This is a genomic window from Cellulosimicrobium sp. SJTW-1 (genome assembly GCF_047716875.1).
Taxonomy (GTDB): Bacteria; Actinomycetota; Actinomycetes; order Actinomycetales; family Cellulomonadaceae; genus Cellulosimicrobium; species Cellulosimicrobium funkei.
Genome location: NZ_CP136680.1, coordinates 3,527,913 through 3,544,179, shown reverse-complemented (window position 1 = coordinate 3,544,179; position 16,267 = coordinate 3,527,913). Strand labels below are relative to the sequence as shown.

Sequence of the window (16,267 nt, the reverse complement as noted above, 5' to 3'; positions counted from 1 at the left end):
GCCGACGAGGAGCCGCCGTGACGACCGACGAGGGCAGTGACGAGACCACCGAGGCCGCCGTCCACGACGAGGCCTGGTTCGCCGCGCTCTTCGCCGCGCACGCGACACCGCTGTACCGCTACTTCCGCCGGCGCCTGCCGAGCGCCGTCGGGGGCGTCGCCCCCGACGCCGACGACCTGACGGCCGAGGTCCTCGCGACCGCGTGGCGGCGTCGCGACGACGTGCCCGACGGCGCCGAGCTGCCCTGGCTGTACCGCACGGCGGGGTTCCTCCTCGCCAACCACCGCCGCAAGGCGCGGGCCCTGCCCGTGGCCGAGGTGCCCGAGCGCCCGGACGACGGGGCCGACGTCGAGCACGTCGTCGTGCAGGACGACGAGGTGCGCCGCGCGCTCTCCGCGCTGTCCGACCGCGACCGGCGCATCCTGCTCCTGCACGCGTGGGAGGGGCTCGGCGGGGCGGACCTGGCCGCCGTCCTCGGCACGTCGCGCGGGGGCGCGGACGCCGCGCTGTCCCGGGCCCGCGCGCGCCTGCGCACGGCGTGGGCGGAGCAGGCGGCGCTCGCGCAAGAGACCGGCGCCTGAGCACACATCACGGGTAGACCCGACCGGCCGCACCTGCGCGGTACGGCCCCTGCGGTACCTGGAGGGCGACATGACCACCCGAACCCCCGAGCAGCCCGACGACGCGGACCTGGAGCGCCTGCGCGCGGCCGACCCGGCCGCGGACGCGACCCCGGACGCCACGGCCCTGGAGGCCGCGGTGCGCGACCGCGTCCCCGAGGCGTTCGCCCGCCCCGCGACGACCGGCCCGGGCGCCGCTCCCGCGGAGCTCCCGGCCGCGGCCGGCCTCGCCGGGGCGGACGGCCCGACGGCCGCGCTCGTCGACGAGCTCGCCGAGCGCCGCGCGCGCCGGCTGCGCCGTCGGGCGCCGCTCCAGGTGGCGGCGGCCGTGGTGGGCGCGCTCGTCATCGGGACGGGCGGCTACGCGCTCGGCGCCGGCGAGTGGGGGACCACGGCGGGCGACTCCGCCGCGGAGAGCACGGCGCTCGCCCCGATCCGCCTCGGCAGCGCGGACGCGCCCGCGTCGGCGGACGCGCTCGCGGGGGCTACGGCCACCGAGGAGAGCTCCACCAGCTCCCGCGCGACCACGGACATGGCCTACCCCGGCGGCTGGGGCGGGCGCACCGTCTTCCACGCCGAGGGGCTGTCGTCGGACGGTGCGCGCGCGGACGCGTGGGCCTACGACGCGGCGGGCGTGTTCTCGCAGGAGACGGCGCGCCGCGTCGCCGACGTCCTCGGGGTCACGGGCGGGGTGCGCGAGGAGTACGGGTCGTACGCGGTCGGCCCGGCCGACTGGACGGGACCGACGGTCTCGCTCCAGCCGGACGGTCTCGCGAGCGTGAGCTTCAACGACCCGGCCAAGGACCCGTGGGGCTGCGTCGTCGTGACGCCGATGCCCGCCGAGGAGGGTGACGGGGCCGGCCCGTCGGCCGAGCCGGGCACGTGCGAGGAGGCCGACCACGGCGCCCCGCCGAGCGGCGCCGAGGCCGGCGACCGGCTGCGCGAGGTGCTGAGGTCCCTCGGCCTCGATCCCGACGGCTACGAGATCGTCGCGGAGGAGCAGCCCGTGGACCAGGGCGCCCCGCGCGCGACGACGGTGACGGCGGCCGAGGTGGTCGACGGGCAGCGCACCGGGACGCAGTGGAGCGCGACGTACTCGGGTGCGGGGCTCGCGTCGCTCTACGGGAGCCTCGCGCCGCGCGTCGCGATCGGCGCGTACGACGTCGTCAGCCCGGCCGAGGCGGTCGAGCGGCTCGGCGACCCGCGGTTCGGCGGGGGCGGGATGATCGCGTGGGCCCGCGAGGACGTGCTGGCCGTCCCGGAGGCCGCGCCGGAGCCCGAGGTCCCGACGGTCCCGCCCACCGTGGGGGAGGGGGCGCGGTTCGCCTGGCCCGTCACGGACGTGACGATCACGGACGCGCGCCTGGGCCTGGCGGTGCAGTACCAGCCGGACGGCGCGGCCGTCCTGCTGCCCGCGTACGAGCTGTCCGACGCGGACGGGAACGTCTGGTCGGTCGTGGCGGTGGTGGACGACCAGCTCGACTTCACGCCCTCGGTCGGGTGACCGAGCACGACCCGGCGGTCGGTATCGTGATACCGACCGCCAGGTCGGCTTCGCCTGCGCGCTTTTGCACGTTGCAAGCATCCGAGGTCGCGAAAGTGGCCACGCTTTTGATTGACCACCGACAAAAGTGTGGTTAGGGTCGCAGCAGACCGAGCGCCACCGGGTCGGAGAGCGAGCAGAGCGACCCTCTCCCGGGGCGTGCGGTCCGACGGTGGCAGGGAGGCCATCGTCGTCGTGATCGGCGGCGCCGCGGCGTCCGCCGTCGGAACGGGAGCAACGATGCACCACTTCGCCCCTGACGGATCGTCGGACCGCCCCGCCCCGGACGCGCGCACCGGGCTGTGGCTCGTCGGCGCCCGCGGCTCGGTCGCCACCACCGCCGCCCTCGGCCTCGCGGTGATCGCCGACGGGCGCGCGGAGCCGACCGGGTGCGTCACCGCGGGCGAGCCCTTCGCCTCCGCCCCGCTGCCCGCGTTCGGCGACCTCGTCGTGGGCGGCCACGACATCTCCGACGTGTCGATGGTCAAGCGCGCCGAGCTGCTCGTCGAGGCCGGCATGATCGCGCCGCGCCTGCTCACCGCCGCGCACGCCGCGCTCGAGCGGGCCGACGCCGAGGTGCGCCCCGGCTACTCGGCCCACCCCGCCGAGGGCGCCGCGCGCGAGTCCCAGCAGGCCGCCGCGGAGCGCCTCGCCGCGGACATCGTGGACTTCCGCGAGCGCCACGGCCTCGCGCGCGTCGTCGTCGTCGACCTCGTGTCGACCGAGCCGCTGCCCGAGCCCGCGCCCGAGCTCGCCGACCGCGACCTGCTGCGCGCGGCGCTCGCGGACCCGGAGCGCGCGGTGCTGCCGCCGAGCTCGGTCACCGCGTACGCCGCGCTGCTCGCGGGCGCCCCGTTCGCCGAGTTCACGCCGTCGGCGAGCATGCACCTGCCGGTGCTGCTCGAGCTCGCCGAGGAGCGCGGAGTGCCCGTCGCGGGCCAGGACGGCAAGACCGGCCAGACGTGGCTGCGCACGATCCTCGCCCCGGCGTTCGGGGCCCGCGGGCTGCGCGTCCTGTCGTGGGCGGGGGCCAACCTGCTCGGCGGCGGGGACGGCGCCACGCTCGCCGACCCGCAGGCGGTGCAGAGCAAGCTCGTGTCCAAGTCGCGCGGGCTCCAGGACCTCACGGGCAGCGACGTCACGCCTCTGCACATCGACAACGTGCCCGACCTCGGGGACATCAAGGTCGCGTGGGACCACGTGCACGTCGAGGGCTTCCTCGGCTCGCGGCTCACGCTGCAGACCACGTGGTCGGCGTACGACTCGATGCTCGCCGCGCCGCTCGTGCTCGACCTGGCGCGCCTGCTCGCGCTCGCGGACGCGGCCGGGTACGCGGGCCCCGTCCCGGAGCTCGGGTTCTTCTTCAAGGACCCCTGGGGCAGCGGCGTGCACGACTTCGCCGCGCAGACCGTCGCGCTGTCCGACTGGGTCCGCGAGGCGACCGCCCGGGTGGGCGGCGACGCGACCGCCGCGGCCGACCGGTCGTGACGGGCTCCCTCCACGACCACCTGGACCTCGTCCGCGCCCCCGCGGTCCTCTCGGTGGTCGGTGACACGCTCGCGGGCGCGGCGGCGGCCGGGCACGCGCTCACGCCGCGCCGCGCGCTCCTGCCCCTCGCCTCGGCGTGCCTGTACGCGGGCGGCATGGCGCTCAACGACTACGCGGACCGGCACCTCGACGCGGTCGAGCGGCCCGAGCGGCCGATCCCGTCGGGCCGTGTGACGGAGCGCCGGGCCCTCCAGGTCGCCGTCGGTCTCACGGCCGCGGGCGTCGGTCTCGCCGCCGCGGGCGGGGGAGCGCGCGCGCTCGCCGTCGCCGTCCCGCTCGCCGCGAGCGTGTGGACGTACGACACGGTCGCCAAGGAGCGCGCGGCCGGTCCGCTCGTCATGGCCGCGTGCCGCGGGCTCGACGTGCTGCTCGGGGCCGGCGTCGGGCACCTGCGCGCCGCGCTGCCGGCCGCCGCGGGGATGGCCGTGCACACCGCGGGCGTCACGTACCTGTCGCGCGGAGAGGTGCACGGCACGACGTCGTCCCTCGCCGCGGGCGTGGCCGCCGCCACCGCGGTGGGCGGGGCGGTCGTCGGTTCCGGCGCGGTGCGCCGCGCGCGGGCGGCCGACGGCGGCGCGAGCGGCCGGGCGCGCGTCGCGACGGCGGTCGCCGGGGTCGCGGCCGCGGGCGCCTACCTCGGGACGTGCCTGCCCCGGCAGGTCGACGCCGCGATCACGCCGTCCGCCCAGAACGCGTTCGCCGCGACCAAGGCCGGGATCCGCGCGATGCTGCCGCTGCAGGCGGCGTGGTCCGCGCGCGGGGGGAGCCTGGCGTCGGTGGGGGTGCTCGCGGGCGTCGAGGTCGCGGGCCGGCTGCTGCGCCGCGCGGGGCGGGCCCCGGGCCGCGCCGAGATGAGCGAGACGTGAGCGCGCCCGGCACCGCCGGCGGCACGATGCCCTTCACGCTCGGGTACGGCACGAACGGCTTCACCGACCACCCGCTCGACGTCGCGCTCGACGTGCTCGCCCACGAGGGGTACGGCGCCGTCGCGCTCACGCTCGGCTTCCCGCACCTCGAGCCCTTCGCGGACGGTTGGGAGGACGAGGCCACGGCGCTGCGCGCGCGGCTCGCCGCGGCGCGCGACGGTGCGGGGATGCGCGTCGTCGTCGAGACGGGCACGCGGTTCCTCCTGGACCCGTTCCGCAAGCACCGCCCCACGCTCGTGGACGTCGAGGCCGACGCGCGGCTGCGGTTCCTGCGCCGCGCGGTGGAGATCGCCGCCGTCCTGGACGCGGAGTGCGTGTCCTTCTTCTCGGGGGTCCTGCCCGACGACGTGACCCCCGCCGAGGGCTGGACGCTCCTGCGCGAGCGCCTGCCCGCGCTCGTCGAGCACGCGCGCGACCACGGCGTGCGGCTCTCGCTCGAGCCCGAGCCCGGGATGCTCGTGGAGACGGTGGGCGACGCGCTGCGGCTGCGCGACGAGCTGGGCGGCGACGGCGGCGACCTCGCGGACCTCGGGGTCACGGTCGACGTCGGGCACTGCCTCGTCGTCGAGCCCGACGGCGTGGTCGGCGCGCTGCGCGCCGCCGCGCCGTACCTCGCCAACGTGCAGCTCGACGACATGCCGCGCACCCACCACGAGCACCGCCCGTTCGGCGAGGGCGAGATCGACCTCCCGCTCGTGCTCGGCACGCTCGCCGACGTCGGGTACGCGGGCGTCGCGGCGGTCGAGCTGCCCCGCCACTCGTACGACGCCCCCGGCCTCGCGCACCGCAGCATGACAGCGCTGCACCGCGCGTGGGACGACCGCCCCCACCACCCCCAGGAGGTGCCATGACCGAGACCACCCGCCCCGACGCCCGCACGGCGGACGGGCGCGCCCCGGGCGAGCGCTGGCTCGCCGAGGCGCGCGCCGCCGTCGCGCAGGACCCCGCAGCCGTGACGCGCGCGTTCGCGCTCGCGGGCCGCCAGGTCGGCCGCGCGCCCGTCCGCCCGGACACCGACCCCGCGGGGGTCGTGCACGGGACGGTCGACGACGCCGCCCGCGCCGACCTCGTGGTCGCGCTCGCCGAGGGCGCGGGTCGCGGCGGTGCCGACGGCGAGGCCGCCCTCGCGGCGCGGCTCGCGGACCTCTACCAGCACGGCGACACCGCCGAGCGGCGGGGCGTCCTGCGCGGTCTCGACGCCCTCACGGAGCGGGGGGCGCTGGCGGACGACGCCGCGCCGTCGGCCGTGGCGGTGGGCCGGGACCTCGCCGCGGACGCGCTCCGCACCAACGACCAGAGCCTCGTCGCGGCGGCCGTCGGGCCGTTCGCGGCCGCGCACCTCGACCCGCACGCGTGGCGCCACGCCGTGCTCAAGCTCGTGTTCATGGGCGTGAGCCTCGACGCCGTCGCCGGTCTCGACGACCGCGCGGACGACGAGCTCGCCCGCATGGCCCGCGACTTCGCCGCCGAGCGCCGCGCCGCGGGCCGCGTCGTGCCCGACGACGTCGCCCGCCTCGCCCCTGACGTCACCACCGGGAGGACCGCCTGATGCGCATCTTCGACCCCCACATCCACATGACCAGCCGCACGACCGACGACTACGAGGCCCTGTACGCCGCGGGCGTCCGCGCGCTCGTCGAGCCGGCGTTCTGGCTGGGCCAGCCGCGCACGAACGTGGGGTCGTTCCTCGACTACTTCGACGCGCTCCTGGGCTGGGAGCGGTTCCGGGCCGCGCAGTTCGGCATCCGCCACCACGCGACGATCGCCCTCAACCCCAAGGAGGCGAACGACGCGCGGTGCCGCGAGGTGCTCGACGAGATCCCGCGCTACCTGCTCAAGGACGGCGTCGTCGCCGTCGGCGAGGTCGGGTACGACTCGATGACGCCCGAGGAGGACGAGGTTTTCTCGCGCCAGCTCCAGATGGCCCGCGACGCGGCGCTGCCCGTGCTCGTGCACACGCCGCACCGCGACAAGCTGTCGGGGACGCGACGCACGCTGGACGTCGTGCGCGAGTCGGGGATCGCGCCCGAGCACGTGCTCGTGGACCACCTCAACGAGACCAACGTCGCGCTCGTGCTCGACGCGGGCGCGTGGGCCGGGTTCTCGATCTACCCGGACACGAAGATGGACGAGGACCGCATGGTCGCGATCCTCCAGGAGCACGGCACCGAGCGCATGATCGTGAACTCCGCCGCCGACTGGGGCCGCTCCGACCCGCTCAAGACGCTCAAGACGGGGCAGGCGATGCTCGCCGCGGGCTTCACCGAGGACGACGTCGACCGGGTGCTGTGGCGCAACCCGGTCGAGTTCTACGGGCAGTCGGGCAACCTCGTGCTGGACCCGGTCCCCGGGTTCGTCGAGGGCGACCTCCCCACCCCGGGCGTGGAGTTCGAGGGCTCGTCCGTGCTGCGCGGCGCGCGGGCGTAGCGCGGGAGGGCGCCACCATGCTGCTGTCGTACTGCACCAACGTCCACCCGGCCGAGCACCTCGACGGGGTGCTCGACCAGCTCGTGCGCTACGCCGCGCCCGTGCGCGAGGCCGCGGGGCTGGACGTGCTCGGCGTCGGGCTGTGGATGCCGGCCGTGCTCGCGCACCGCCTCGCGGGCTCGCCCGACGACCGCGTGCGCCTGCGCGCCGTGCTCGACGAGCACGGCCTCCAGGTCCACACGCTCAACGCGTTCCCGTACGGCGGCTTCCACGCCGACGTCGTCAAGCTCGACGTCTACACGCCCACGTGGGCCGACCCGGAGCGGCTCGCGTACACGCTCGAGTGCGCCGAGGTGCTCGCGGAGCTCCTGCCCGACGGCGTCGCCGGGTCGATCTCGACGCTGCCGCTCGCGTGGCGCGAGCCGTGGACGGACGCCGACGACGACGCCGCGACGCGCGCGTTCGCCGCGCTCGGGGAGGGCCTGCGCGACCTGCGCGAGCGCACGGGCAAGGTCGTGCGCGTCGCGGTCGAGCCCGAGCCGGGCTGCGTGCTCGACACGGTGGACGACGTCGTGGCCTGGCTCGCGGCGCGCACCGGGCCGGACGTGCCGGCGGACCGGCGCATCGACCCCGAGCACGTGGGCGTGTGCCTCGACACGTGCCACCTCGCGGTGTCCTTCGCGGATCGCCGCGCGGGGACGGCCGCGACGGTGCGCCGCATCACCGACGCGGGCCTGCGGGTCGTCAAGGTGCAGGCGTCGGCCGCGCTGCACGTCGCGGACCCGGCCGACGACGCGGCGCGCGCCGCCGTCGGCGCGTTCGCCGAGCAGCGGTACATCCACCAGGTGCGCGAGCTCACCGCGGCGGGCGACGTCCTCGCCGCCGACGACCTGCCCGACGCCCTGGGCGGCGCGCTGCCCGCGGAGGGACCGTGGCGCGTGCACTTCCACGTGCCCCTGCACCACGAGCCCGCCGCGCCGCTCGCCGCGACGACGGACGTGCTGCGCGCGGCGGTCGACGCCGTCCGCGCGGCGCCGCAGGGGGACGAGGCTCACCTCGACGTCGAGACGTACACGTGGGCCGTGCTGCCCGAGGGGGCCGCGACCGACTCGCTCGTCGCCGGCATCGCGGCCGAGCTGCGCTGGGCGACGAACCACCTCGCCGCGACCCACCTCGTCGCGGCGCACGACGTCGCTGCCGCCGGGACGGCGCGCACCGAACCACCCTCGGGACCGACCGCGGACGACGCCGCCGCCGACCCGGGCACGACCAGGAGGACCGCATGAAGCCCGTGCTGCTGCTCGACGTCGTCGGGCTCACCTCGACCGCGCTCGCCCACATGCCGCGACTGCGCCAGCTCGCCGCGAGCGGCTGGCAGTCCGAGCTCGCGACGGTGCTGCCCGCCGTGACGTGCAGCGTCCAGTCGACGATGCTCACGGGGCTCAGCCCTGCCGAGCACGGGATCGTGGGCAACGGCTGGTACTTCCGCGAGCTCGGCGACGTCTACCTGTGGCGCCAGCACAACCGCCTCGTCGAGGGGGAGAAGCTCTGGGAGGCCGCGCGCCGGACGCACGGCGAGTACTCGTCGGCGAACGTCTGCTGGTGGTACGCGATGGGCATGACGACGGACGTCACCGTCACGCCGCGCCCGATCTACCACGCGGACGGCCGCAAGTCCCCGGACGCCTACGTGCGCCCGGCGGCGCTCCACGACGATCTCGTCGGCCGGTTCGGCGAGTTCCCGCTGTTCACCTACTGGGGCCCGACGGCGGACATCACCTCGTCGCGGTGGATCGTCGACGCGACGCGGCACGTGCTGCGCACGCACGCGCCCGACCTCACGATGGCGTACGTCCCGCACCTCGACTACGACCTGCAGCGGTTCGGGCCCACGTCGCCGCAGGCCGACGCCGCGGCGGCCGAGCTCGACGCGACGCTCGCGCCGCTGCTCGACGACGCCGCGAACCAGGGCGTCACCGTGCTCGTGGTCTCCGAGTACGGGATCGCGGACGCCGACCGGCCCGTACACCTCAACCGCATCCTGCGCCGGGAGGGCCTCCTCGAGGTCTACGTGCAGGACGGCAAGGAGCAGCTCGACCCGTGGACGTCGCGCGCGTTCGCCGTCGCGGACCACCAGGTCGCGCACGTGTACCTCGGCGACCAGCAGGACCCGGCGCTCCGGCGGCGGGTCACGGACCTGCTGCGCGGCGTCCCCGGCGTCGACGAGGTGCTCGACCGCGAGGCGCAGGCGCGGTACGGGCTCGACCACGAGCGGTCGGGCGACCTCGTCGCCGTCGCGGAGCCCGGCGCGTGGTTCACGTACTACTTCTGGCTCGACGACGCCCGCGCGCCCGAGTACGCGCGCGGCGTCGACATCCACCGCAAGCCCGGATACGACCCCGCCGAGCTGTTCTTCGACCCGGCGGACCGGCTGGCGAAGGCGAAGGCCGGCCTCAACCTCGTGAAGAAGAAGGTGGGCCTGCGGTACGCGATGAGCACCGTGCCGCTCGACGCGTCGTACGTCAAGGGCTCGCACGGGCGGCTCCCCGACTCCTCCGCCGACACGCCGCTCGTGATCTGCTCGGACGCGGAGGTGCCGGCGTCGGTCGCGGGTGTGGTGGAGAGCGGGTCCGGGCAGGTCCCGGCCGCTGCCATCAAGGGCCTGGTGCTCGAGCTGCAGGGCCTCGGCGTCCGGGTCTGACGAGCGATCGCTACCGGGCGAGGCGCTCGTCGAGCCAGTCGAGCACGCGCTGCTCGACGAGCGCCCGCCCGAGGGGCTCGCAGTGCCCGCTCGCCCCCTCGTCGTCGCTGAAGGTGACGAGCGTCGCCCCGGGGACGAGCCCGGCCAGCCGCTCCGGCTGGCCGGGCCAGAACTGCTCGTCCTCCGGGCTCGTGACGAGCAGCGGCGTCGTGACCTGAGCGGCGACGTCGGAGGCGTCGTACCGGCGGACCTCGCGCAGCGTCGCGGCATACCCCTGCTCGCCGTACGGGCGCGCGCGGAAGCGCCACGTGCGGGCGGCGCCCTTCGACAGGCGCAGGCCGAGCGCCATGTCGCGGTCGAACGCGTGGTCGTCGCCCTTGTCCAGGAGCTTGAGGAGGCTCTTCGGCACCTCGCGCTCCCACGAGGTGGCCACGTCGACCACCCCTGGGTCGACGACGGCCGCGGCCGGGCGGTGCTCGAACGCGAGCGCGCGCGTGACCCAGTAGCCGCCCTGGCTGATCCCGTAGACCGCGACGCGGCCGGGGTCGACGTCGGCCCGCGCGACGACCGCGTCGAGCACGGGCGTGAGGACCGCCTCGAAGTCGGGGCGGAACGGGACCCCGTGCTCGAAGAGCACCGACTGCTGGCCCGGGCCGTCGAACACGAGCGCGTGGTACCCGCGGCGCACCGCCCCGGACACGACGGCCGACCACAGCGACGGCAGCGAGCCGTCCGAGCCGTTCACCGCGACGACGACGGGCCCGCGCACCCCGGGGTCGACGCCCGGGGCGCGGAACAAGTACCCCGGGAGCGTCGTGCCCTCGTAGGGGATCGGGAGGCGCTCGACGTCGAGGTCCACGAGGTCGACCCAGCGGTCCCACGCCGCACGGTGCTTGCGGAACGTCGGCAGCAGCGGCGCGTCGTCCTCGAGCCCGGACACCGCGTTCACCGCGACGCCGAGGTAGGTCGCCGCACGCAGGTACGCGGAGGCGGCGCTCACGCGGTGCCCGCGCGCCGCGCACGACTCGCCGGTCGCGGCCAGGCGGTCGCCGAGCGCGTCCCAGGCGCGGAACCACGCACGGTGGTCCGTGCCGACGTCGGCCACGGCCGCGAGCACCTCGCCGGCGTCGGCGGCGCCGCTGAACGCTCCGCCGAGGACCGTGCGGATCTCGAAGTCGAGGTCGGGGTCGTGGGAGAAGCGTCCGGAGAGGCTGCTCCGGTGCGAGCCGTGCCCGGTCATGGGGTGCCCCTGCCGTCCTGGGAGGTACGGAACGCTCTCCAGGCTAGGAGCGTCGGCGCACGGGCGCGCGGCGAGCGAGGGGTGCGCACGGCCGTGCGCCGTCGGCGAGTCGCGCGGGCGGTCGGTCAGGCGCGGGTGACGGCACCCACGACGGGCGTCGCGACGACGCCCAGCACGAAGACGGCGGTGCACACGCCGCCCACGACCCGCGCTGCGCGCAGCCCTGCGGGGGCCGGCGCGTCGCCCGAGTCGAGGAACCCGACGAACGCCGACCCGGCGTACGAGGGCCGGATCGGCACGTGGAACTGACGGACGTCGTGGTCGGTCAGCGCCGGCGGCGGCTGGTGCGCGAGCGCCGCCTCGACGCGACGGCGGCGCAGGCGACCGACCTGCAGCACGTACCCCGCGAGGACGCCGTACTGGCTGAGGTAGAACAGGCCCAGCGCGAGCACCGTCGTCCCGAGGCAGACCCCCGTCGCGGACCGCATCGACACCAGCAGGGCCACCCCGCCGGCGGTGAGCGCCGCCCCGAGGAGCAGCCACAGGGGCAGGACGGCCCAGGAGCCCGAGCGGTCGTCGGCGTACGGCGAGGCGGGCTGCGCCGGACGGCTCGAGTCCGCGAGCTGGTCCGCGAGCCGGCTCGCGGACGGCTTCTCGTCTTCCCACCAGGCCATTCGGCCCCTCCTTCGTCGCGGGTCGTCACCTGCCCCGGAACGCTAGCCGCCCGCGCGCCACCGCTCCATGGGGAGCGGTGCCCGCCTAGTCGTCGTCCTCGTCGTCGGGCAGCGCGACGAGCAGGTCGAGGTGCAGCCCGAGCACCGTGCCGTCCGCGGCGACGGTCCGCACGAGCGGGTAGAAGCCGTCGCCCCAGCCGGAGTGTGCGAGCACGACGTTCTCGCCGTCCTGCGCGCCGGGCAGCAGGATGTTCGCCGACCCCTCGCGCAGGTGGTCGGGGGAGTCCGTGAGCGCGAACCAGCTCGTGTCGGTGCCGTCGTCGAACACCTCGTCGTACCAGTCGCCCTCCGGCATGAGCCGGGCGACGGCGTCGGCGTCGGCGAACGCGACCGTCCCGGCGTCCACCGGCACGCCGTAGGCGGCGCCGGCCTCCGGCGGGCCGTCCGCACCCTCGGGGACCACGGGCTCGACGGCGGCGACCTCGCCCTCGGCGAGCACGACGCTCAGGTACGCCTCGCGCAGGTGGGAGCCGTCCTGCTCGTCGGAGACGTCGGCGACGGTGACGCGCACCGGGTACCGCCCCGGCTCGACCGGCACGACGAGCCCGTGGCCGAGCAGCGTGAACGGGTCGGACGCCTCCAGGCGCCCGCTGGGGAGCACGAGCTCGCCCAGGTCGTGGACCGTGAGGGTGTAGTCGGGGCCGTCGGCTGCGCCCGTGCCGACGGCGGGGCCGGGGCGCAGGGCGAAGAACGTGTCGGGGGAGGGGAAGTCGCTCACGCCCGCGAGCGTAGCGGGCCGCGCCCACGCGGACGGCGGGGCCACCGCGCGGCGGCCGGCATACCCCGGCGGCGGCGGGAACCACGACGCGGCCCCGGACATGCCGACGGCGCCCGGTCCGTGGGGACCGGGCGCCGTCGGGGGGTGTCGCTCGAGCGTCCGCGAGGAGCGCTCAGGCGGCGGGCCTCACGAGCAGCTCAGCGCCTCGTAGTCGGCGTTGTAGGTCGTGGTGACCTCCTCGCCGTCGATCTCGGCGGTGAGCGTGGCCGTCACCGAGCCCGCGTCGAACGACGCGGCGCGCGACGAGAACGACCGGTAGGCGTTCTTGCCGTCCTTGACGTTCGGGAACGTCTTCTCCCCGTACGGCGTGGTCACGACGACGTCGGCCGTCGCGCCCGACTCGTTGAGCACGCGCACCGCGACGTGGGCCTTCCCGCCGAGGCAGCGGGCCTCGGCCGTGACGGTCGCGTCGACGACGGCGGACGTCGTGACGTCCACTGTCTGCCAGCGCGAGGTCGGCGTCGCGTTGTGCAGGTGCAGCAGCAGGAGCTTCCCGCTGCCGGCCTCGACCGCCGACTCCGAGCGGTGCACGGTGATCGGCGCGTCGTCGGCCCCGGCGTACACGAGCTCGCCCTCGCCCCCGAACCAGTAGGCCGGGTCGTACGGGTCGGCCGTGAACGTCTCGCTCGCGTCGACGAGCTGGTCGGCGGCCTGCGAGTACGGCGAGTACGTGAGGACCTGGAAGGTCGGCACGTCGCCCTCCTCGATGCCGAGCGACCCGATGCCGACCGGGATGACGACGACGTTGTTGTCGAACACCGAGGTGTCGACGTCGCCCCAGACGGTGTTGACCGGCTGCTGGTCGATGACGGCTCCGGCCTTGCGCTCCTTGCCGTCGGGGCCGGTCCAGTCCTTGAGCGTGTACGTCACGGCCAGCGTGACGTCGATCTCCGTGTCGAACTTCACCACCGCGACCTCGAAGTCGGCCGAGCCGTCGGAGTCGACGTCGACCTCGACCGCGGGGATCGAGACGGAGCCGAGGCTCGCCCACTCCCCGTCCATCGCGACGCCGATGCCCATGAAGCCGTCGGCCGGGTCGCCCCCGGCTGCGGCCTCCTGCGGCGCCGTGGACGCGAATCCGACCGCGCGCACGTCGGCCGCCGCGATGGCCGACGCCGAGGCGCCCACCGCCGCGTCCGCCTCGAGGCGGGGGCTCGTCGTCTTGAGCTCGAACGGCGCGACGAGCGACGTCCAGCCGCCGGAGTCGACGCCGCGGCCGTCGAGGTCGAGCTCGGCGGTCGTCGCGGTGCCCGGGAAGGCGACGGGCTTGCCGGACAGGTCGCTCACGAGCCGCGGCGACGCCTGCACGGGGACGCGCAGCTCGCTGCCGCCGTCCGTCGGGGTGAGGACCACGCGACCGCTCACCGAGGACACGAAGTCGCGCGGCACGCCCACGCCGGAGTCGGCCGACGACGTCGGGTCGAGCTCCTTGGCGAGCGTCGCCGGGTCCGCCGTGAGGGTCACGGTGACGACGGTGCGCTGGCCGGCGGGGACGGTGATCGACGCGGGCGCGACGGAGACGGTGGCGCCGCCGGCCGTGCTCGACTGCGTGAAGCCGGTCGAGTACGTCTTCGGGGTGTCGCCGGTGTTCTGCACCGTCACGGTCTTGCGGACCGTGACCGGGTCCGCGCCCACGGGCACGACGCCGAACGCGACGGACACCTGGTCGGAGTCCTGCGACGCGTAGGCGAGGGTCGTGTTCGTGGCGGCGTCGACGGCGTCGACCCGGCCGGAGCCCACGCGCTCGGGGCCGTACGCGGTGCCCGTGCCCGACGGGCCGGTGAAGACGTCGTGCGTCGCGGTGTTCATGACCGACGCCTTGACCTCGGCCGGAGCCCAGCCCGGGTGGGCCTGCTTGACGAGGGCCGCGATGCCCGCGACGTGCGGGGTGGCCATCGAGGTGCCGGACTTGATGCTCGCGCCGACCAGGCGGCCGGACGCGACGGACGCGATGCCGGTGCCGGGTGCCGCGACGTCGGGCTTGGCGACGCCGAGCGAGCCGTGCACGCCGCGCGACGAGCCGCTGTTCAGCGTGTCGCCGATCTCCGGGATCGAGACGAACGACGACAGCGCGAGCGACGGGCCGACGGTCAGCGTGACCTCGCCGGCCTCGATCGCCGGGCGCAGCGCGGCGTGGCTCGGGCCCGTGAGCTGCGCGCCGGGGATGCCGGGGTTGCCCGCGATGCCCGCGACGAACGACGACAGCTCGGAGGACAGCAGCACGCCGACGGCACCCGCGGCCTCCGCGTTGTTGAAGCGCGCGGCGCTGCCGCACGCGCGCGTCGCGTCGTCGTCGTCCCAGTAGAGGAACGCGATCTTGCCCGCGACGGCCGCCGCCTGCTCGGGCGTGAACGGATCGCAGCCGGAGAAGTCGTCCGCGACGAACGCGACCGGGGCCGTGACGTCCGCGGTGCCCGCGTACGCCTGGGAGTTCTGCGCCGGGTACGTGCCGGCGAGGGACTCCGGCGCCTCGACGCGGACCGCGTCGAACGTCTGCGTGTCGCCGACCGAGTTCGCGACCGTCAGCGCGGTGCGCGCGTTGCCGGGCGAGCCGCCGACGTCGGTCACGTCGCCCGCGTTGCCCGACGCGATGACGGACAGCGTGCCCAGGCGCGAGAGCTGGTCGATGAAGAGGTTCTCCGGGTCGTCCGCGGGCGAGCCGTCGGAGCCGAGGGAGAGGTTGACGATGTCGAGGCGGTCGGACAGGTCGCCGTCACCGTTCGGGTCGGCCGCCCACTCGAGCGCGTCGACGACGACGCCCGTCGAGCCGCCGAGGTCACCGAACACCTTCAGCGCGTAGATGCCCGCCTCGGGCGCGGAGCCCGGGCCGACCTGCCAGTCGGAGATGTCCGTGAGCGTCGAGTAGTCGCCGTCGAACGTCTCGCCGTCGGCCGTGACGCCGTACGCCGCCGTCGTGCCGGCCACGTGCGAGCCGTGGCCCGAGCCGACCGAGTCGAGCGAGTCGATGGGGTTCTCGTCGGGCGTCGGCACGAGCGTCGTGCCGGGGACGGTGCCGCTCGCGTCGTAGTCGTACCCGGCGAAGTCGTGGCCGCCGAGGAACTTCAGCTCGTCGTACGTGCCCTCGGGGACCGGGCCGGTGCCGCGGTCGCCGTAGGCCTCGTCGAACGCCTCCTGCGTGCCGGGGCCGCCGAACGCCTTGTGGGTGTAGTCGACGCCGGTGTCGATGATGCCGATGCGCACGCCCTCGCCGGTGAGGCCGGTGCTCTGCCACGTCTCGAGCGCGCGCGTGAACACGTCCGTGCCCTTGTTCGCGGGCTTCTTGGGGATGATCCGGTAGACCGTGCGGACCGAGGCGTCGCGCGCGAGGTCGCGCACGCGGGCCGCGTCGCCCGTGACGACGACGCCCGCGACGAGCGTGCTCGTGACCGACACCTGCTGCGGGTTGCGCGCGCCCGCGCTGCGGGCGGTCGCCTGCTGCGGGACGACGTCGTCCGCGAGTTGCGCGACCTCCTGCGCGTTGGCCTCGACCTCGTCGGGGCTCGCGCCCTGCGCCGTGAGGTCGACCGCCGACGGCGCGTCGAGCTCGACGAACGCGGTGACCGTGCCGGTCGCCTTGGCGAGCGACGGCGCGACCTTCTCGGTCGGCTCGAGGGACGCGCCCGACTGCACGCCGAAGGCGTTGCCGGGGTCGGGCGGCGGGTCCGCGGCGGCGGGCGCGGCGGCGGCCGCGACGACCGCGAGGCTCGCGGCGGCGGCGGTCAGTGACACGGGTAGAGAACGGTGCTTCAT

Annotated in this window: 13 protein-coding genes; 9 read left to right on the top strand and 4 right to left on the bottom strand. The window is 75.9% G+C overall.

The genetic code is table 11. From position 1 onward, the window contains the following. Positions 1 to 17: 17 nt before the first annotated feature. The 9 genes from RSE42_RS15885 (at position 18) to RSE42_RS15845 (ending at position 9,765) form a co-directional block, all read left to right on the top strand. Positions 18 to 581, top strand: coding sequence for an RNA polymerase sigma factor (locus RSE42_RS15885; RefSeq protein WP_415297071.1), 564 nt, complete (start codon positions 18 to 20; stop codon positions 579 to 581). Positions 582 to 651: 70 nt separating this feature from the next. Continuing rightward, positions 652 to 2,124, top strand: a complete 1,473-nt coding sequence (locus tag RSE42_RS15880) for a hypothetical protein (RefSeq protein WP_415297069.1) — start codon at positions 652 to 654, stop codon at positions 2,122 to 2,124. Positions 2,125 to 2,403: 279 nt separating this feature from the next. Beyond that, complete coding sequence (locus RSE42_RS15875; protein ID WP_137280712.1) at positions 2,404 to 3,651, top strand: inositol-3-phosphate synthase; 1,248 nt, start codon at positions 2,404 to 2,406, stop codon at positions 3,649 to 3,651. Then, positions 3,648 to 4,577, top strand: coding sequence for an SCO3242 family prenyltransferase (locus tag RSE42_RS15870; RefSeq protein WP_415297067.1), 930 nt, complete (start codon positions 3,648 to 3,650; stop codon positions 4,575 to 4,577). The genes RSE42_RS15875 and RSE42_RS15870 overlap by 4 nt, the downstream gene beginning before the upstream one ends. Further along, entirely contained in the window at positions 4,574 to 5,488 is a 915-nt protein-coding gene (locus RSE42_RS15865) for a sugar phosphate isomerase/epimerase family protein (protein ID WP_415297065.1), read from the top strand. Before RSE42_RS15870 ends, RSE42_RS15865 begins: the two co-directional genes overlap by 4 nt. Continuing rightward, positions 5,485 to 6,186, top strand: a complete 702-nt coding sequence (locus RSE42_RS15860) for an EboA domain-containing protein (protein ID WP_415297063.1) — start codon at positions 5,485 to 5,487, stop codon at positions 6,184 to 6,186. The genes RSE42_RS15865 and RSE42_RS15860 overlap by 4 nt, the downstream gene beginning before the upstream one ends. Next, positions 6,186 to 7,064 carry a TatD family hydrolase gene (locus tag RSE42_RS15855; protein ID WP_043658812.1) on the top strand — a complete coding sequence of 293 codons (879 nt, stop codon included), beginning with the start codon at positions 6,186 to 6,188 and terminating at the stop codon, positions 7,062 to 7,064. Before RSE42_RS15860 ends, RSE42_RS15855 begins: the two co-directional genes overlap by 1 nt. A gap of 17 nt (positions 7,065 to 7,081) precedes the next feature. Beyond that, positions 7,082 to 8,350 (top strand): metabolite traffic protein EboE, encoded by a 1,269-nt coding sequence (eboE, locus tag RSE42_RS15850; RefSeq protein WP_415297061.1) that lies wholly within the window; start codon positions 7,082 to 7,084, stop codon positions 8,348 to 8,350. Next, a complete protein-coding gene (locus RSE42_RS15845; RefSeq protein ID WP_415297059.1) occupies positions 8,347 to 9,765 on the top strand; it encodes an alkaline phosphatase family protein in 1,419 nt (472 codons plus the stop codon). The genes eboE and RSE42_RS15845 overlap by 4 nt, the downstream gene beginning before the upstream one ends. A gap of 10 nt (positions 9,766 to 9,775) precedes the next feature. Here the strand turns inward: RSE42_RS15845 and RSE42_RS15840 are convergent, their stop codons facing one another. From RSE42_RS15840 to RSE42_RS15825, 4 genes are all read right to left on the bottom strand, one after another. After that, positions 9,776 to 11,005, bottom strand: coding sequence for an alpha/beta hydrolase family protein (locus RSE42_RS15840; protein WP_076404544.1), 1,230 nt, complete (start codon positions 11,003 to 11,005; stop codon positions 9,776 to 9,778). Between the two features lie 125 nt (positions 11,006 to 11,130). After that, positions 11,131 to 11,679, bottom strand: coding sequence for a hypothetical protein (locus tag RSE42_RS15835; protein ID WP_415297057.1), 549 nt, complete (start codon positions 11,677 to 11,679; stop codon positions 11,131 to 11,133). A gap of 85 nt (positions 11,680 to 11,764) precedes the next feature. Then, a complete protein-coding gene (locus RSE42_RS15830) occupies positions 11,765 to 12,457 on the bottom strand; it encodes a DUF4241 domain-containing protein (RefSeq protein WP_163188632.1) in 693 nt (230 codons plus the stop codon). Between the two features lie 186 nt (positions 12,458 to 12,643). Next, positions 12,644 to 16,246 (bottom strand): S8 family serine peptidase, encoded by a 3,603-nt coding sequence (locus RSE42_RS15825; protein ID WP_415297055.1) that lies wholly within the window; start codon positions 16,244 to 16,246, stop codon positions 12,644 to 12,646. Positions 16,247 to 16,267: the final 21 nt, after the last annotated feature.